The 16,532-nt window shown below is 38.7% G+C and carries 21 protein-coding genes and 1 riboswitch; of the genes, 12 read left to right on the plus strand and 9 right to left on the minus strand.

Going from position 1 to position 16,532, the window contains the following annotated elements; translation table 11 throughout:
* The 3 genes from ACXM0J_RS00385 to bioD are packed head-to-tail and all read left to right on the plus strand — an operon-like array spanning position 1 to position 2,549.
* The gene (locus ACXM0J_RS00385) at positions 1-1,158 is read left to right on the plus strand and encodes an 8-amino-7-oxononanoate synthase (protein WP_086266041.1); all 1,158 of its coding nucleotides are present in this window, start codon (positions 1-3) and stop codon (positions 1,156-1,158) included.
* Positions 1,155-1,904, plus strand: coding sequence for a malonyl-ACP O-methyltransferase BioC (bioC, locus tag ACXM0J_RS00390; RefSeq protein WP_086266040.1), 750 nt, complete (start codon positions 1,155-1,157; stop codon positions 1,902-1,904). The genes ACXM0J_RS00385 and bioC overlap by 4 nt, the downstream gene beginning before the upstream one ends.
* Positions 1,905-2,549, plus strand: a complete 645-nt coding sequence (gene bioD, locus ACXM0J_RS00395; protein ID WP_086266039.1) for a dethiobiotin synthase — start codon at positions 1,905-1,907, stop codon at positions 2,547-2,549. It abuts the gene before it with no gap.
* A gap of 59 nt (positions 2,550-2,608) precedes the next feature.
* On the opposite strand, the gene rluB is transcribed toward bioD, so the two are convergent.
* From rluB to ACXM0J_RS00420, 5 genes are all read right to left on the minus strand, one after another.
* Positions 2,609-3,532: a 23S rRNA pseudouridine(2605) synthase RluB gene (gene rluB, locus ACXM0J_RS00400; protein ID WP_016142048.1), complete on the minus strand. Its 924-nt coding sequence runs from the start codon at positions 3,530-3,532 to the stop codon at positions 2,609-2,611.
* A gap of 41 nt (positions 3,533-3,573) precedes the next feature.
* Positions 3,574-4,170, minus strand: a complete 597-nt coding sequence (gene scpB / locus ACXM0J_RS00405; protein ID WP_086266038.1) for an SMC-Scp complex subunit ScpB — start codon at positions 4,168-4,170, stop codon at positions 3,574-3,576.
* Positions 4,167-4,958 (minus strand): segregation and condensation protein A, encoded by a 792-nt coding sequence (locus ACXM0J_RS00410; RefSeq protein WP_017387236.1) that lies wholly within the window; start codon positions 4,956-4,958, stop codon positions 4,167-4,169. The genes scpB and ACXM0J_RS00410 overlap by 4 nt, the downstream gene beginning before the upstream one ends.
* 224 nt (positions 4,959-5,182) lie before the next feature.
* Positions 5,183-5,800, minus strand: a complete 618-nt coding sequence (locus tag ACXM0J_RS00415) for an L-threonylcarbamoyladenylate synthase (RefSeq protein WP_078220265.1) — start codon at positions 5,798-5,800, stop codon at positions 5,183-5,185.
* 90 nt (positions 5,801-5,890) lie between these two features.
* Positions 5,891-6,553 carry an elongation factor P hydroxylase gene (locus ACXM0J_RS00420; RefSeq protein WP_213034462.1) on the minus strand — a complete coding sequence of 221 codons (663 nt, stop codon included), beginning with the start codon at positions 6,551-6,553 and terminating at the stop codon, positions 5,891-5,893.
* Between the two features lie 96 nt (positions 6,554-6,649).
* On the opposite strand from ACXM0J_RS00420, the gene ACXM0J_RS00425 reads away from it, so the two are divergent.
* The 6 genes from ACXM0J_RS00425 (at position 6,650) to lysM (ending at position 10,320) form a co-directional block, all read left to right on the plus strand.
* Positions 6,650-7,210 carry a YceD family protein gene (locus tag ACXM0J_RS00425; protein WP_002120393.1) on the plus strand — a complete coding sequence of 187 codons (561 nt, stop codon included), beginning with the start codon at positions 6,650-6,652 and terminating at the stop codon, positions 7,208-7,210.
* A 74-nt stretch (positions 7,211-7,284) separates the two neighbouring features.
* Entirely contained in the window at positions 7,285-7,470 is a 186-nt protein-coding gene (gene rpmF / locus ACXM0J_RS00430; RefSeq protein WP_000290730.1) for a 50S ribosomal protein L32, read from the plus strand.
* Positions 7,471-7,621: 151 nt separating this feature from the next.
* On the plus strand, positions 7,622-8,608 hold the full coding sequence (gene fabD / locus ACXM0J_RS00435) for an ACP S-malonyltransferase (RefSeq protein ID WP_002120357.1): 987 nt from the start codon (positions 7,622-7,624) through the stop codon (positions 8,606-8,608).
* Positions 8,605-9,339, plus strand: a complete 735-nt coding sequence (gene fabG, locus ACXM0J_RS00440; RefSeq protein ID WP_002120395.1) for a 3-oxoacyl-ACP reductase FabG — start codon at positions 8,605-8,607, stop codon at positions 9,337-9,339. Before fabD ends, fabG begins: the two co-directional genes overlap by 4 nt.
* Positions 9,340-9,423: 84 nt before the next feature.
* A complete protein-coding gene (gene acpP / locus ACXM0J_RS00445) occupies positions 9,424-9,660 on the plus strand; it encodes an acyl carrier protein (protein WP_001279871.1) in 237 nt (78 codons plus the stop codon).
* A gap of 186 nt (positions 9,661-9,846) precedes the next feature.
* On the plus strand, positions 9,847-10,320 hold the full coding sequence (gene lysM / locus ACXM0J_RS00450; protein ID WP_086266037.1) for a peptidoglycan-binding protein LysM: 474 nt from the start codon (positions 9,847-9,849) through the stop codon (positions 10,318-10,320).
* 44 nt (positions 10,321-10,364) lie between these two features.
* On the opposite strand, the gene ACXM0J_RS00455 is transcribed toward lysM, so the two are convergent.
* A complete protein-coding gene (locus ACXM0J_RS00455) occupies positions 10,365-11,132 on the minus strand; it encodes a hydroxymethylpyrimidine/phosphomethylpyrimidine kinase (RefSeq protein ID WP_086266036.1) in 768 nt (255 codons plus the stop codon).
* A gap of 97 nt (positions 11,133-11,229) precedes the next feature.
* Here ACXM0J_RS00455 and ACXM0J_RS00460 point away from each other — a divergent pair, with 97 nt between their 5' ends.
* Complete coding sequence (locus tag ACXM0J_RS00460) at positions 11,230-11,904, plus strand: HAD-IA family hydrolase (RefSeq protein WP_086266035.1); 675 nt, start codon at positions 11,230-11,232, stop codon at positions 11,902-11,904.
* A 58-nt stretch (positions 11,905-11,962) separates the two neighbouring features.
* On the opposite strand, the gene ribB is transcribed toward ACXM0J_RS00460, so the two are convergent.
* Positions 11,963-12,622 carry a 3,4-dihydroxy-2-butanone-4-phosphate synthase gene (gene ribB, locus ACXM0J_RS00465; protein WP_068565914.1) on the minus strand — a complete coding sequence of 220 codons (660 nt, stop codon included), beginning with the start codon at positions 12,620-12,622 and terminating at the stop codon, positions 11,963-11,965.
* 91 nt (positions 12,623-12,713) lie between these two features.
* A riboswitch (FMN riboswitch) is annotated at positions 12,714-12,864 on the minus strand.
* Between the two features lie 176 nt (positions 12,865-13,040).
* Between ribB and ACXM0J_RS00470 the strand changes: the two genes are divergently transcribed.
* Entirely contained in the window at positions 13,041-14,825 is a 1,785-nt protein-coding gene (locus tag ACXM0J_RS00470) for a DUF2157 domain-containing protein (protein ID WP_086266034.1), read from the plus strand.
* Positions 14,822-15,373, plus strand: a complete 552-nt coding sequence (locus tag ACXM0J_RS00475; protein ID WP_086266033.1) for a GDYXXLXY domain-containing protein — start codon at positions 14,822-14,824, stop codon at positions 15,371-15,373. The genes ACXM0J_RS00470 and ACXM0J_RS00475 overlap by 4 nt, the downstream gene beginning before the upstream one ends.
* 54 nt (positions 15,374-15,427) lie before the next feature.
* Here ACXM0J_RS00475 and panD read toward each other — a convergent pair whose 3' ends face one another.
* Both panD and pth read right to left on the minus strand, forming a co-directional pair.
* Positions 15,428-15,808, minus strand: a complete 381-nt coding sequence (gene panD, locus ACXM0J_RS00480; protein WP_002120296.1) for an aspartate 1-decarboxylase — start codon at positions 15,806-15,808, stop codon at positions 15,428-15,430.
* 131 nt (positions 15,809-15,939) lie between these two features.
* Positions 15,940-16,521 (minus strand): aminoacyl-tRNA hydrolase, encoded by a 582-nt coding sequence (gene pth, locus ACXM0J_RS00485; protein ID WP_002120328.1) that lies wholly within the window; start codon positions 16,519-16,521, stop codon positions 15,940-15,942.
* Positions 16,522-16,532: the final 11 nt, after the last annotated feature.

Raw genomic sequence — 16,532 nt, forward strand, 5'->3', positions numbered from 1 at the left:
ATGTCATTGCTTGATCATTTTTCTGCCGAATTAGATGAGTTAAAGCAACAAGGTAACTTTAGACAATTTACCCCAAATGTGCAGCACGGACGTTTTATTACGATCCAAAATAAAACGATGCTCAACTTAGCTTCAAATGATTATCTTGGGTTGGCTGCTGATATCAATCTTCGTCAAGAGTTTTTAGATAGCTTTCCAATCGAGCGTAGCTATTTTAGTTCATCATCTTCACGTCTATTAACGGGCAATTTTGATGAATATGAACAATTAGAAAATAGCCTAAGCCAAGCATTTGGTGGTCGCGCGGCACTATTATTTAATAGTGGCTACCATATGAATATTGGTATTTTGCCAGCTGTTGCTGATAGTAAAACTTTAATATTGGCGGATAAGTTAGTTCATGCCAGTATGATTGACGGGATCCGTTTATCTGGCGCTCAGTATGTGCGTTATCGACATAATGATTTACAACACTTGGAACAACTCCTCCAAAAATATCATGATGATGACAAGATTGAACGAATCATTGTGGTCACAGAAAGTATTTTTAGTATGGACGGTGATGAGACGGATTTAGCTGCTTTAGTGCAGCTAAAAAAACGTTTTGCTAAAACTATGTTATATGTCGATGAAGCGCATTCAATTGGGGTTCGTGGTCAGCAAGGCTTAGGATGTGCTGAACAATATAATGTGATTCAGGAAATTGATTTTCTGGTCGGTACATTAGGCAAAGCATTAGCGGCGGTCGGTGGTTACATTATTTGCGATCCAATTATTAAAGATTATCTCATTAATAAAATGCGCCCACTTATTTTTAGTACTGCACAGCCACCGATTGTTATGGCATGGGCAAACTTTATTTTTCAAAAAGTATTACTCGCTCAATCTCAACGTGAACACTTAAAAAATATTAGCGAATATCTTCAACAAGCTGTTGTACAGAAGGGCTACGATAGTCCATCGACCAGCCATATCATTCCAGTCATTGTTGGAGAGAGTCAAGCTGCTATCGATAAAGCAAAACAGGTTCAGGAAAGTGGTTTTTATGCTATGCCTGTGCGTCCACCAACAGTACCTAAAAACAGTTCGCGTTTGCGTATTTCTTTAACGTCAATGGTGCAGCAACATGAGCTTGAAGAATTGGTGGGTTTTCTGTGAGTTTGAATAAAAACTTGGTTGCCCAGCGTTTTGCCAAAGCAGGGCAAAGCTATTCAGAGCATGCAATTGTTCAAAAACAGATTTGCCAAAATTTAACAGGTTTAGTTCAGCAGTTTTGTCCGACTACGATGTCGCGTGTCTTTGAAATTGGTTGTGGTTCTGGCAATTTAACTCGTCTTCTTGCTACATCTTTTCAGTTTGAAGAGTTCATTTTGAATGATCTATATGCAGATGTGCAGCAACACTTTAGTCATCAAGAAAATTTAAAATGGTTGATTGGGGATGTTGAAACTTTAGATTTTCCCCAGCAGCTCGATATGATTGTTTCAGGTTCAGCTTTACAGTGGATGCAAGATTTACCGCATTTGCTCAAACGTTGTAATGAAGCTTTAACTGAGCGAGGTTGGTTATGCTTTTCAACATTCGGCTCTCAGAATTTAATGGAAATTAAAGAGCTAACAGGACAAGGTTTAAGTTATTGGTCAGTTGAAAATTGGAATAGTGTCTTAATTCAGGCTGGTTTTGAGATTTTGCATTTGTCAGAATCAGAAACTCAACTCTATTTCGATTCACCTAAAGCCGTGTTGCAACATTTAAAAGCAACAGGTGTAACAGCAACGGCGCAGCATCGTTGGACTAAGCAAACTTTACAACAGTTTTATCAAGATTATGATCGGTTTAAGTGTGTCGAAGGATATTCCCTAACATATCATCCGATTTATTGTATTGCCCGGAGAATGAAGTAAATGAGTGGCCAGATCTATTTTGTGAGTGGGATTGATACCGAAATTGGTAAAACCTACGCGACAGGTTTCTTAGCAAAATTATGGACTGAGCAGGGTAAAAAAGTGATTACCCAAAAACTCATTCAAACAGGTAACGCTGATGTTTCTGAGGATATTGAAAAGCATCGTGAAATTATGGGACAGGGCTGGTTTCAAGAAGATCATGACAAGCTAACCATGCCTGAAATCTTCAGTTATCCTGCTTCACCTCATCTTGCAACACGTCTTGATAACCGAGAAATTGATTTTCAAAAAATTGAAGATGCGACCCAAACATTGGCAGAGCGTTTTGAAATCGTATTGTTGGAAGGTGCGGGAGGCTTAATGGTGCCATTAACCACCAGTCTGCTTACCATTGATTATGTCGCTCAGCACCAGTTTCCCGTTATTTTAGTAACATCGGGTCGTTTGGGAAGTATTAACCATACTTTACTTAGTCTTGAAGCACTTAAGTCTCGTGGGCTGAAGTTGCATGCCTTGGTTTATAACCTAAAAGATGAATCAAAAGATCCATTAATTTCTCAAGATACTTCAAATTATTTGAAAGATTACTTAGCTATTCATTTCCCCGAAGCTGAATGGATTGAACTGGCAAAAATGAATTAAGTCAAAAGGCTATAAAAAACCGCTCAAATGTGAGCGGTTTTTTACATCTTATGAATATTTTAGAATTTCTTCGAACCGCGGTTAAAACCAGTCGCTTTACGTTGGTTCCCTGTGTTAACAGGAGCTTCTTTTTCATCATCACGACGTTGTTGACGCAAGTAACCGCCACGACGTGCTGCCATTGGTTTTTCAGTCATACGATCAGTACGGCGTTTTGCCATACCAAATAGACCTGTACCTTGGCGTGGCTTTAACTCAACCGATTTGGCTAAGTTATCGATGTCAGTTTTGTCGAGTTCCATCCAACGGCCAGTACGTAATTCGCGCGGTAAAATAACAGTACCGTAGCGTGTACGTAATAAACGGCTGACTTTAAGATCTTGCGATTCGAAAATACGACGTACTTCGCGGTTACGACCTTCTTTTACTACAACTTGATACCAGCGGTTAATACCTTCACCACCAATTTCAGAGAATGATTCGAATTTGGCAGGGCCATCTTCGAGCTCTACTCCGTTGACCATGTTTTGGCGTAGTTTTGGCGTTACTTCACCCATTACTCGAACAGCGTATTCACGTTCAATTTCATTAGATGGGTGCATTAAGCGGTTAGCAAGTTCACCATCATTTGTGAATAGTAATAAACCAGTACTGTTAATATCCAGACGACCTACCATTACCCAGCGGTCATTAGCAATTTGTGGTAAATGATCAAATACGGTTGGGCGTTTTTCAGGATCATTACGTGAACAGATTTCACCCTCAGGTTTATAATAAATCAGTACGCGACGACGAATTTCGTCTTCAATCTGAAACTGAACTTTACGGCCATCAATGCGTAATTCATCGCCTGGTTCAATGCGCTCACCCACTTGGGCAACACGACCGTTTACACTCACGCGTCCTGCGGCAATAACCTCTTCCATGTATCGGCGGGAACCTAATCCGATTCGCGCTAATACTTTTTGCAATTTTTCACTCATGACAGCACAACCTTAGACATAATGATCAACAGTCCACCTCTTTATGATTTCGGTGCATTTGCATCGAGAGCCATAAAGGCTTCCTTGGCGTTCTGTAGGGGAGGCAATTGGCCTAGAGAGGCTAGACCAAAAGCATTCAGAAACTGAGGCGTTGTAATTAGCAACGCAGGTCTTCCGGGTAAATCTCTAAAACCGGCTTCTTTAATCCAGTTCCAGTCAAATAGTGTTCTAAGAATCTGACTATTATTAGATACACCACGAATTTGTTCAATATCAGCTCGGGTAACCGGTTGATGATAAGCAATGACAGCCAGGGTTTCTAGTAATGAAGGCGACAGTTTTGTTGGTCGCTCTGGCCAAATTTGCGCAATAATACTACGATATTTAGATCTTACCTGAAAGCGAAACCCTTGTGCTGTTTCAATCAGCTCAATAGACCGACCATGTTGCAATAGCGCGAGCTGTTGCAAAAGCTGACGAAGCTGTTGTTTATTATATTGATTGTTAAATGCTTCTTTTAAGCGGGCAATTGAAACAGGCGCTTCACTGGCAAAGATAATTGCTTCAAGTTGTAATAAGACTTCATGATGTATGTCAGCTAATGACAAATCATTATTATTTTGTTCAAAACTACTCATATTGAAGATCCTTGAATTGCTAACGGGGCTTCAATACCAGTGGCAATAATTTTAATTTTCTGTTGGCGAGTCAATTCTAAAACTGCCATAAATGTAACAACCATTCCCATACGACCTTGCTGGGGATTGAGTAATTCTTTAAAACTTAACACATCACCAGACTCTAATTTCTCTTCAATATATGCAATACGTTCTTCGAGCAAAACAGGTTCTTGAGCGACAACATGGGTAATAGGTTCAGGGCGATTAAATACACAGAACAACGCATCATGTAGCGCTGAGATATCGTAACCTTCATAAACAGGAGAGATATGTCCTAAGCTTACATTGGCACTAAATGTATCGCGCTCAAGAATTGGCATTTGGCCTAAACGCTCAGCTGCTTGCTTAATGCGTAGATAGGTTTCAAGACGATCAATAAGCTCCTGCTTAGGGTCTTTTTCAATGCTTATAATTGTAGGTTTTGGTAGAAGTAGGCGAGACTTCAAGTCAGCCAATAAAGCAGCCATCACCATATAATCTGCTGTCAACTCGATATTTAAAGATTTCATGCTATCCATATAGGCCAAATATTGAGTCGCTATAGGAGCAATATCGAGTTGAATTAAATCGAAACCGTTTTTCTGAATCAGATAAATTAAAAAATCTAATGGACCTTCAAACCGCTCGAGCAAAATCTCAAATGCAGCTGGAGGTATATAGAGATCTTCTGGAATTTTGTCATGCCACTCATCTAAAACACGGATGTGTGGAGCGTCTTCCATGGATTGATGAAGTGATTGATTCATTACGATTATAAGCCACGCGAATTTTCAAAAGCATGAGACTTGTTATTCAAGTCCTAGACAGCTGTAAGTAGAAGAACAGCAGATAGTGAAAATCATTCTAAATGAATTGTGTCTTTTAATAAATTACTTAACGACTAAAGTGTAAAAAAAATCCAAAATAAATAAAGAGTATTTTTTTGAGTGATAATACTTTTTTTTAAACTATTGGTAAAAAATGTAAGTGCTTATTCAAAAGCACTTACGTCGCCAACACCACGACGGATAATTTCAGGATGTTCACCCGATAAATCAACAATACTTGTACTTGTTAGAGTTCCGAAACCTCCATCAATAAATACATCAATTCGTTTATCTAACTGATTTTCAATATCGTAAGGGTCATCTAGAGGATCTTCTTGACCTGGTAAAATTAATGTACTGGTAAGTAGAGGTTCACCAAGTTCTTTTAATAAAGCCTGACAAATTGGGTTACTCGGAATACGTAAGCCAATTGTTTTCTTTTTAGGGTGCATCAATCTACGAGGAACTTCACTTGTTGCAGGTAAAATGAACGTAGTAATAGCCGGTGTATTCGCTTTCAATAAACGATATGTCGCATTATCAACTTTTGCATAAGTTGCAATATCAGATAAGTCACAGCACATAATGGCGTATTGATGTTTAGGCCCTAAACCACGAATCTGTGCAATACGTTCCATGGCATTTTTATTACCGATTTGACACCCAATCGCATAGGCAGCATCGGTAGGGTAGACCACAACATCTCCTGCTCGGATACGTTCAACCGCTTGGGCAATGAGGCGTTGCTGTGGATTTTCAGGATGTACATGTAAATGCATCATATTTTAGAGACTCCATCACGCCAGTGTTAAAAATAATTATTAGGCTTTTTAAATGGCCTAGGCAAGTAATTAACGTAGCTTTTTTGTCAATTAATCAAGGAGTTCACGTTTAAATTCATTTAATTGTAAAGGTGTACCCGAACGTGTACATTGGCAAATAAAACCAATAAATGCTGCTGCATCACGTGGCAACTTAGCTTCACCCGAAAAGTAACGTTGCACTTGAGCATAAACGTTATCTTTAAATAGTTTGCCATCTCCGCCATCACCCGTAAGGTTATCGAGTGAAACTCTAAATTTTCGACCAAAAGATTGTGCAAATAACCATTCAATTGCTTGAGGCTTAATTTCTACTTGTTCAAATAAAATTTGCTGTTCTTGGGTGCGACCATCAGGTGCATACCAATAACCTAAATCTGGTAATAGACGTCTTTTTTCGCCCGCAATAGACCAATGACTAATTTCATGCAAAGCACTATTAAAGAAACCGTGAGCAAATTGGATCTTGGCTGGTTCTTTATTTGTCGCTGGGAAATATTCAGGTTCAAAATCACCACGAACTAATGTCACATTATGGTGGGAAAACCAGTGATTAAAGTGTAAAATAAGCCAATCAACTTGCTCAGACTCCGATTTTGAGCTTGACCATGGTGAGAGTTGCACTAGGTCAGGTACAAGAGTGTTCTGATGAGTTGAATGGGTGCAAACGAGTAATGAAGTGTTAACTTCAGGTTGCGGCTGCAACAGGTGCATTGCTTAATTTACCCCGAGTTCTGTCTAAAGAAGTGCAAAATTGTATCTTAATCTTTGACAGAGTACCGATGAATTTGTAGAATTGCCGCCTTAATTATGTCAGCAAATACCTTTCCGGCACAGATTGAGCCGTTTAAATGGGCTGAACAAGGCTTTACATGGTCAGGTCAACTGCCCTTGTCTCGCTTTGCTCGTATCGCTCGTGAAGCTGTTGGATCAATTGATAATCAATTGATCAACATAGACTGTAAGCTATCAATGGATGCATATCATCGCATTGTGTGGATGGACGGTCACATGGACACGAAAGTTCCAATGGAGTGCCAACGTTGTTTGGAACCTGTTGAAATGCCTCTTGTCTTAGACTTCCATATTGCATTAGTGGATGATGAGTCACTGATAGAGCGCTTGGATGAGGATGCTGATTTCATCGTTTTAGGTGAAAGTGAGTCTTCGACGAAAGGCGATTATGATACGCCTGCCTCGATTAACTTACTCGCATTACTAGAAGATGAACTGTTATTGTTGATGCCTTTATCTCCCAAGCATGATGCTTGTGAACATAAACATCAACCTACCATTCAGAATGTTGTCGAAGAAAAACGGGATAATCCGTTTGATGTTTTGGCAGGTTTGAAGGGTAAACTTAACTCATAATTTGTGTTATAATTGTGAGATAAGACAACTGAATTTGTTCTGATCCATTTTTTCGATCTTTGTAAGGAGCCATCATGGCCGTTCAGCAAAACCGTAAAAGTCGCTCTCGCCGTGACATGCGCCGTTCACATGACGCTTTAACCGAGAATGCATTAACAGTAGACCAAGCAACTGGTGAAACTCATCGTCGTCACCACGTGACTAAAGACGGTTTCTACCGTGGTCGTCAATTATTCGCTAAAGCAGCTGATGCTGAATAATTGCATGATATGCATTAAGCGTGATGCTTAAGTATAGAAAAAATGGGAGCGAAAGCTCCCTTTTTTTGTTGTTTTTCGCAATTATAAATATATAAATAACATGTTAAATTTCCGCTCCAGAAATGAGTGAAAACCCAAAAAAGGATTTCTTATGTCTGCTAAACGTCTTGAACAAGTAGCTTTAGCCACAAAAACTGCGTTTGTGTTTCCTGGTCAAGGTTCACAAAAAGTCGGTATGCTTGCTGAACTAGCAGAACAGTTTAGTGGGGTCGGGCAAACTTTTGCAGAAGCTTCAGATGCTCTTGGATTTGATCTTTGGCATATTGCGCAAAGTGGCGAAGGTCTTGACCAAACAGAAAATACCCAACCTGTGTTATTAACTGCCAGTATCGCTTTATGGCGCGTATGGCTTGATTTAGGTGGTCTGGCACCTAAATACCTTGCAGGACATTCATTAGGTGAATACAGTGCATTGGTCGCTGCAGGCTCTATGAGCTTGGCTGATGCAGTTAAATTGGTTAACTTACGTGGCAAACTCATGCAAAGTGCTGTACCTCAAGGTCAAGGGGCTATGGCTGCAATCCTTGGTTTGGCTGATGAAAAAGTGGTTGAACTTTGTCAAACCGTGAGTGCGTCAGGCGAAGGTTCTGTAGAAGCTGCAAACTATAATTCACAAGGTCAAGTTGTGATTGCAGGAAGTACAGCTTCTGTACAAGAAGTCATGGCTTTGGCAAAAGAGCAGTCAGCTAAAGCAATTGCTTTACCAGTGTCAGTTCCTTCTCATTGTTCGTTAATGAAACCTGCCGCTGAGAAATTTGCAGAAGCTTTGGAACAAACTGCCATTGAGCTACCTACCATTCCTGTAATACAAAATGTCAACGCGGGAATAGCTACCGATGTTGCTCAATTGCGTCAGGCATTAACTGCACAGTTGTACCAATCAGTACAATGGACACGTACCATGCAGTCTCTACAAGACCAAGGTATTCAATATATTGTTGAGTGTGGTCCAGGTACAGTATTGAGTAACCTCGCAAAGCGTTTACCAAATATTGAAAAAGCTTTTTCTATTGATAGTAAGAGCAAAATGGAAGATGCCCTAAATGCTGTTTTAGTGGCAGAAGGAAAAATTGCATGACACAAGAACGCAAAGTTGCATTAGTAACGGGCGCGAGTCGGGGTATTGGCGCTGCCATTGCCCAGCAACTTATTCAAGACGGTTATTTTGTTGTAGGTACTGCGACTTCTGAATCTGGTGCACAAAAGTTAAGTGATAGCTTTGGTGAACAAGGTGCAGGTTTGGCGCTCGACGTGCGTAATCTCGATGAGATTGAAGCAGTCGTTTCTCATATTGAACAGAACTATGGTCCTGTACTTGTTCTAGTGAACAATGCAGGTATTACGAAAGACAATTTGTTGCTTCGTATGTCTGAAGATGATTGGGATGACATTCTCAACATTCACCTTAAAGCAGTTTATCGTTTATCTAAACGTGTGCTTAAGGGTATGACGAAGGCACGTTTTGGTCGAATTATTAATATCAGTTCTGTTGTGGCTCACTTTGCAAACCCAGGCCAAGCGAACTATTCTGCTGCTAAAGCAGGTATTGAAGCATTCAGCCGTAGCCTTGCAAAAGAGATGGGTAGCCGCCAAATTACTGTAAATAGTGTGGCGCCAGGTTTTATTGCAACAGAAATGACAGATGCACTTAGTGAAGACATTCGCAAAAAAATGAGTGATCAAGTGGCTTTAAATCGCTTAGGTGAGCCACAAGATATCGCAAATGCGGTGAGTTTCCTTGCAAGTGATAAAGCAGGTTACATTACCGGTACGGTATTACATGTAAATGGTGGTTTATACATGGCCTAACGCCGATGTATAAACTTTTAAAAATTTTTATATTCAATTAAACTAGTGGCAAATTAAACGCCACAAGCAATGAGGAGAATTCCTGTGAGCGATATCGAACAACGCGTTAAACAAGCGGTTGCAGAACAACTTGGTCTTAAAGCTGAAGAGATTAAAAACGAAGCATCTTTTATGGATGACTTAGGTGCTGACTCTTTAGATTTAGTTGAACTTGTTATGTCTTTCGAAAACGACTTCGACATCACTATCCCTGATGAAGATTCTAACGAAATCACTACAGTTCAATCTGCAATTGACTATGTAACTAAAAAACTTGGTTAATTCGCATATTGCTGAATAAAAAGAAGGCCACCGTAAGGTGGCTTTTTTTATTTTAGAAAAAATTTAAGAGATACATAATTTTACAAGATCAACCTCAATTGATAGCAGAGGCATAACTTTTTTGAAGTATAACAATAAGGGTCAGTTTAATGACTTTACTATAAACAATAATATGAGGACTAAAAGATGGGTCTTTTTGATTTTGTAAAAGGTATTGGCAAGAAAAATACCGCACCAGCAGAACCACAACCAGCTCCGGCAACACCAGCAGAACCTTCTGCACAAGAAGTTGCAAATAAATTATTAGGTTTAATTAAGAGTTTAGGCTTAGGGGTAGACGGCTTATCTGTAACCTATAACGGTACTACTGATACCGCAATTATCAAAGGGCAGGTAAAAAGCCAAGCAGATAAAGAGAAAATTATTCTTATTGTTGGAAACATTGATCATGTTGCGCAAGTAGATGATCAGATGACAGTGGCAACTCCTGAACCAGAAAGCAAATTTTATACTGTGAAATCTGGTGATAATCTTTCAAAAATTGCTAAAGAATTTTACGGTGATGCAAATCAGTATCCAAAAATCTTTGAAGCAAATAAACCAATGCTAAAAGATCCAGATGAGATTTTCCCAGGACAAGTTTTACGTATTCCTCAATAATTGAGCTTAATAAAAAAGGCGCTTAAAGCGCCTTTTTTGTGTTTTTAAAAACGCTTTGGAATCTTTTGTCCATTTTGTACAGGGGCTTCTGCATTTTTTAAAACACCGAATAACCATGTTTCAGCATGTTGTACAGCAATTTTTAAAGAATCACCTAAAGCTAAGCGTCCTGCGATAAAGCTCGCTAAAGAACAACCTGAGCCATGATATTCACCTTCAAGGCGAGGACAGCTACTACTCGCTGCAAGCTCACCATTAATATACAAACTATTTTTAATATGATCTGGAGTATCTTCGTGTCCACCTTTAACTAGAACAGCTTTAGCACCCATTTCAAAGAGCTTCTGAGTGGATTGATCTAGATTAGTAATACCTGTTAAAGCCCTTAATTCAACGGTATTTGGAGTAATAATTGTGGCTAGAGGAATAAGCTCAACAAAAGCTTTAACGAGAGTTGCCTGATCACCTAAAGAGCCGCCACTGTTTGCGACTAAAACAGGATCAAGTACATATTGATAGTCAGGGTGAGCACGTAAAAATTCAGCTAGTGCAGCAATATTATCTGTCGTGCCAAGCATGCCTGACTTAACACATTTAATGGGTAAGTCACCTACAACTGCATTTGCTTGTGCTAATAAGAGTTCTTTTGAGGTTGCTTCAAAGCCAAATACTTGTTGTGAATTCTGAATGGTGAGGGCAGTACATGCAATTGCTGCATGGGCTCCACTTTGTCCAATTGCTTCGATATCGGCTTGTAAACCTGCACCACCTGAAGGGTCTAAACCCGAGAAACAAAGTACGGTTGGACGCACGGTTATTTCCTTTTCAATTTAAATTTACGTTAGTATAAGAGAGTTTGATTAAACTCTCGACCAATTGAATTAAATACTTTACTGGGTTAGTGATTGAATGGCTATAAAACATATTTTGATTGATTTAGACGGAACCTTAACAGACCCAAAAGTTGGAATCCATACTTCAATTCGCTATGCAATGGAGAAATTAGGCTATCCATTGGCTGCCGATTTAAATATTGACTGGACAATTGGCCCACCATTAAAGCCATCACTCGCAAAATTATTAGCTACTCAAGATGATGCTTTAGCTGAACAAGCTTTACTTGCTTATCGCGAGCGTTTTTCGGTGGTTGGTTTGTTCGAAAATGAAGTATATCCATCTGTTGCAAAAACGCTTAGCGCTTTAAAAAAAGAAGGATATCATTTATTTGTTGCAACTGCTAAACCAACGATTTATGCAAAACGCATCTTGGAACATTTTGAATTAAGCCAATATTTTGTACATATCTATGGGAGTGAGTTAACGGGTGAGCGCACTAATAAAGCTGACCTTATCCATTATATTTTGGAACATGAGCAACTAAATCCTGAAGAGTGTTTAATGGTCGGTGATCGCCAATATGACGTTTTAGGTGCTCGTCATAATGGTATTGAGGCGGTAGCGGTGACTTATGGTTACGGAACAGCAGAGGAACTTGCTCAAGCACAGCCAAAAGCAATGATTACGCAATTTTCTGAGCTTTTGGACTACGTTGAAGAACTGGCAGCACAAAAGAAAGTTTCTTAAATATTATTAAATTTTAATTTGAAGGTTTGGCTTTGATCTAAAGCCAAACCTTTTTTATTTAAATACCGTGTTGTTGGCGGTATTGAACAAGTTCTTCAATCGTAATCACCGTTAAGTGATGAGTTTGAGCATATGCTAAAACCTGAATGCCTGAAGCCATCGTGCCATTTGGATTGGTTAATTCACACAATACGCCAGCGGGTTTAAGCCCGGCTAGTCTTGCTAGGTCAATTGTTCCCTCAGTATGTCCCCGACGAGTAAGGACGCCACCATTACGAGCACGTAATGGAAAAACGTGACCCGGACGATTTAAGTCACTTGCAACGGCACCATCTTTAATAGCAGTTTGAATAGTTGTTACACGGTCTTTAGCAGAAACACCAGTGGTAACGCCTTGAGCTGCCTCAATGGTCACTGTAAAAGCGGTATGAAACTGGCTTGAGTTTTGAGAAACCATCGGAGGAAGTTCTAGGTGATCTGCTAGCTCTTCTGTAAGGCATAAACATACGATACCTGAGCCATCACGAATCATACGTGCCATTGTTTCTACCGTTAAAGTTTCGGCTGCAACAATTAAATCTGCTTCATTTTCGCGATCAAAGTCGTCCATAACCAAGACAGGCTTGCCTTGACGGATATCTTCTAATGCTTGTTGAATGCGTTGCTCAGCAGGAGAGAGGGCTGAGAAAAAAAGTTCTGGTTGAATTAAGCTAGACATAATGAAACGCTCTCGTAAAAAATACGGTTGAACATTTCAGGACTGATGTAAAAACAGGCTGGCACTGAAATAAAACGGATTTATCCCAGTTCGTCGTCTTCTTTCATCCGGACTATACCGTCGGCTTTGGAGTTTCACCAAATCTGCTCAAATTACACAATTTAAGCTCGTGGGCTTGTTAATCTATTTATAAAAATTAACTTTACCACCGGTGGGGAATTGCACCCCGCCCTGAAGCGATGGGTTTTATTATAGCGCGCTTGATAGAATTGGCTAGATGCTTTTATAGAATGCTAAGTTTCTTTATGAATAAGCATTTTCATAAATCGAAATAGGCTTTTTAACAAGAGCTTACTTGTTGATATGAAAATGGAATGCTATGTTTTTTATAGAAAATTATAAATAAAATAGGTGTTTCATGCAGATAAGAGACTATTATCCTCTAACCAATAGCTCATTTATTCAGCATCTCCATATTTTCAGTTATGTATTTATGGCAGTAAGTATCCTTTATTTAATTGCTGCCAACTGGTTTATGCTTCCAAACAGTATTCAACTCGCGATCCCGCCCGTTATATTAGTTGTTACAGCTTGGTTCAGCATAAAAGATACATTAAGTGATGGGGTTAGGCAGACCTTACATAGCGTTAGTGGTTTGATGATAGGTTTAAGCTTGGCTGTAATTGGACAGGTTTATCAAACAGGTGCAGACAGTTATTTGCTTTTTTTAATTTGGACATTGCTTTTACTGCCGTGGTTATATCGACCAAATATTGGAATCTTTGGTTTAATTTGTATTACCAGCCAACTTACACTTTTTTTATTTTTTAAACAGACTTTCTGGTCAGAAAAATTTCCTTATGTATATCTATTTGCTCTGAATTTATTAAGCCTTATTGAATTTTGGGTGTGTATAAAGAAATATCGTGCTTTACGATTTGTCTTTATCGCTTGGTTCGCCGTTATTTCGATTATTGGAATGATTCAATATTTATCGAATGAGAATATTCCTTATCTAATTTCTGCTTTCTTTTCGGGAATAATCGCTTTTTATTATTTCTTCAAAAAAGATGATCAGCTATGTGCTAGTTTGATGGCAGCTGTTTTGGGTGTGACTGCAACTATATGGCTTGTAGATGGGATTAATAACTTATTTAAAGACTCTAATGAGTTCATATTTTTATTGATTGCAGGCATTATTTTTATTTGGTTTGCGCTGATTAGCTATCTTTTAATAAAAATTTTTCGTCAAAGCCGCTTTTATGTCATTCCATTGGCAATTGGTGCTTGGCTTGCTGGTTTGGCACTTGCAGCTTTTACGCTGGTGTTTTGGGAGGCTATTTCTTTAGTTATTGGAGTTGTTTTTGTTGGATTGGCGTTCATTCTTTTAAAGAAATCACAAAGCTATTTCTTTTGGCAATTTGCCTATTGTTTGTTTATCAGTGGGCAGACCGCTTTCTTGTTTCATCTTGGTTCAGAAACAGATCAAATTCTATGGGTTTTAATTGCACAGATTTTTATTCTATGTATTAGTTATTTTCTTAAACCCCATTGGTTCTTCATTTTAATTCAAATGCTTGCTACGTATGGCATAGCTTTTATCTATTTACTACAACTGGACCATTCATTGTGGTCAATACATTCTACTCAGACTTATTTAAATTTAACTTTGCTCAGTTACTTGGTTTTTAGTTTGATGCTCTTACCTAAGAGAGAATCAATAGCCCTATATGAGCGTAGTATTTTTTTATGCGTGCTGGTCGTAATTCTTGTAGCTTCTTTTTTCAATACTTTTATGGGGTTGGTACCAGAAAATTCGATAGATCAGCAGTTATGGGTTTTATATTTGCTACCTGTTGTCTGGTTACTTTGCTTTAGTGTTCTTCATTTATATCGACAACTTAATACACTCACTTTTTGCGCCTTTTTAATATTTGGTGTGTTACTTATTGTGTTGGGATATTTTGAAATTTTCATCCTGCTTATTATTTTAACGTGGGCATTAAAAAAGAAAGATTATATTGTGTATGGAGTGAGCTTAACAGTATTCGTTTTTGTGTTCTGGCAGCTCTATTACAACCTACAAATAACTTTTCTAGCTAAGAGTGCATCTATTTTTATTTCGGGTATTGTTTTGTTGGCTCTGTCTTGGTTACTTCAACGTGAAAATAAAAATGATCTTGTTAAAGGAGAGAAAGAATGAAAAAGTATTTTTCTCTTATTCTTGCCTTTATTACGCTATTATTTTTTGCAGGTTTAGTGGCGAAAAACGAATGGCATCTGCACCATAGTAAAAGTATTTTTATTGAGCTTAAACCAGTTGATCCTCGTTCAATTTTACAAGGTGACTATATGGCACTGGCTTATGAATTACATTTACAATTTCTTAAAGCTCTTGCAGGAAGTGAAGGTGAAGCTCTGGAACAGGTGATTTTTAATCGCTCTTCCGTTCCCGCAAAAGTTATTTTGGATTCACAAAATCGCGTAGTTCGTACCATTTTAGATATCAATAATTCATTTGCTGGGCAGAGGTTAATTTTAAAAAATCCTGAAAATCGTTTGCAGGCTTTATATCCTGCCTCTCGCAGTTTCTTGTTTGCAGAAGGCTTGGCTCAATGTTATGAAAAAGCCAAATATGCTGAATTTAAGGTAAATCCTGAAGGAGAGGCGATATTGTTCGAATTACGAGGAGAGCAGCTTCAACCATTAAATTGTGAAAAACAAAAGAACTGGTGGGAAGGAACGATTTAGGATTTATAAAATAATAAAAGCCCGTCAATGCGGGCTTTTTATTCTTAAAATAAATTAGGCAACTTGAACAGGAATGCAATTCGCTGTGTGGTTGACTGTATTATTTGGATTAGCATATACCAAACGTGGTTTATGAATATTTGCTTCAGCTTCAGTAAAATCACCAAATGTAGCAATAATTACTAAATCGCCAACGTCTGCTTGATGTGCAGCACCGCCGTTTACTGAAATAATTCCAGAGTTATCTTCACCACGAATCGCATAAGTTGTGAAGCGTTTGCCATTGGTTACATTCCAAACATGAATTTCTTCATATTCACGAATACCAGCTAAGTCCATCAATACGCCATCAATTGCACAAGAACCTTCATAGTGAAGTTCAGCATGGGTTACAACTGCACGGTGAATTTTGCATTTTAATAAACGAGATAGCATGGCTAGCGTCTCCTGAGTAGACCTAAGATGTAGATCTTATGGTGAAATCTTTAGCTTTTGCGGTTGGCAAAGTGGCTGATGCGCATTTTGCTCCTAAAAAAGCAAGATAGCAAGCATGATTGTTCAACAATTTAAGTGGGTTTATATGCATTAATTTGATTCATGGCCTGTGGAACTTGTCCTTGAACAAGTAGCTTCACTTTAGAAAGGGCATGATCAATTGCTGCATCCATCAGACTTTGTTCACTACTTGGTGCTTTTCCAAGTACGTGACCTGAAACTTTCTCTTTCGAGCCAGGATGTCCGATACCAATACGTAAACGGTGAAAATTTGGACCAATATGAGGGACAATGTCACGTAAACCGTTATGACCACCGTGTCCACCGCCTGTTTTAAGACGAATTACACCTGGGTTCATATCAAGTTCATCATGAGCAATCAAAATTGCTTCGGGAGCAATTTGATAAAATTTTGCAAATGGAACTACACTTTGTCCAGAACGGTTCATAAATGTAGTGGGTAGAAGTAGACGGACATCGTGTCCTTCTATATTACCACGTCCACTGATTCCGTGAAATTTCGGATCATTTTTTAATGTAATGCCATATTTATCAGCAAGCTGTTCAATGAACCAAAAACCTGCATTATGGCGGGTTTGGGCATATTCTGAACCAGGATTGCCCAAACCAACAATTAGCGAAATATTTGACACTAATCTACGCC

It is taken from the genome of Acinetobacter sp. GRABPA_MV_2 (genome assembly GCF_056725885.1).

Bases quoted from the DNA above. Each gene is read 5' to 3' on its own strand.
- fabD (WP_002120357.1), top strand. From the start codon at position 7,622: ATGTCTGCTAAACGTCTTGAACAAGTAGCTTTAGCCACAAAAACTGCG.
- rpmF (WP_000290730.1), top strand. From the start codon at position 7,285: ATGGCCGTTCAGCAAAACCGTAAAAGTCGCTCTCGCCGTGACATGCGC.
- ACXM0J_RS00475 (WP_086266033.1), top strand. From the start codon at position 14,822: ATGAAAAAGTATTTTTCTCTTATTCTTGCCTTTATTACGCTATTATTT.
- ACXM0J_RS00470 (WP_086266034.1), top strand. From the start codon at position 13,041: ATGCAGATAAGAGACTATTATCCTCTAACCAATAGCTCATTTATTCAG.
- panD (WP_002120296.1), bottom strand. From the start codon at position 15,808: ATGCTATCTCGTTTATTAAAATGCAAAATTCACCGTGCAGTTGTAACC.
- lysM (WP_086266037.1), top strand. From the start codon at position 9,847: ATGGGTCTTTTTGATTTTGTAAAAGGTATTGGCAAGAAAAATACCGCA.
- rluB (WP_016142048.1), bottom strand. From the start codon at position 3,532: ATGAGTGAAAAATTGCAAAAAGTATTAGCGCGAATCGGATTAGGTTCC.
- ACXM0J_RS00410 (WP_017387236.1), bottom strand. From the start codon at position 4,958: ATGAATCAATCACTTCATCAATCCATGGAAGACGCTCCACACATCCGT.
- ACXM0J_RS00385 (WP_086266041.1), top strand. From the start codon at position 1: ATGTCATTGCTTGATCATTTTTCTGCCGAATTAGATGAGTTAAAGCAA.
- ribB (WP_068565914.1), bottom strand. From the start codon at position 12,622: ATGTCTAGCTTAATTCAACCAGAACTTTTTTTCTCAGCCCTCTCTCCT.
- ACXM0J_RS00415 (WP_078220265.1), bottom strand. From the start codon at position 5,800: ATGATGCATTTACATGTACATCCTGAAAATCCACAGCAACGCCTCATT.
- scpB (WP_086266038.1), bottom strand. From the start codon at position 4,170: ATGAGTAGTTTTGAACAAAATAATAATGATTTGTCATTAGCTGACATA.
- fabG (WP_002120395.1), top strand. From the start codon at position 8,605: ATGACACAAGAACGCAAAGTTGCATTAGTAACGGGCGCGAGTCGGGGT.
- ACXM0J_RS00425 (WP_002120393.1), top strand. From the start codon at position 6,650: ATGTCAGCAAATACCTTTCCGGCACAGATTGAGCCGTTTAAATGGGCT.
- bioD (WP_086266039.1), top strand. From the start codon at position 1,905: ATGAGTGGCCAGATCTATTTTGTGAGTGGGATTGATACCGAAATTGGT.
- ACXM0J_RS00420 (WP_213034462.1), bottom strand. From the start codon at position 6,553: ATGCACCTGTTGCAGCCGCAACCTGAAGTTAACACTTCATTACTCGTT.
- ACXM0J_RS00460 (WP_086266035.1), top strand. From the start codon at position 11,230: ATGGCTATAAAACATATTTTGATTGATTTAGACGGAACCTTAACAGAC.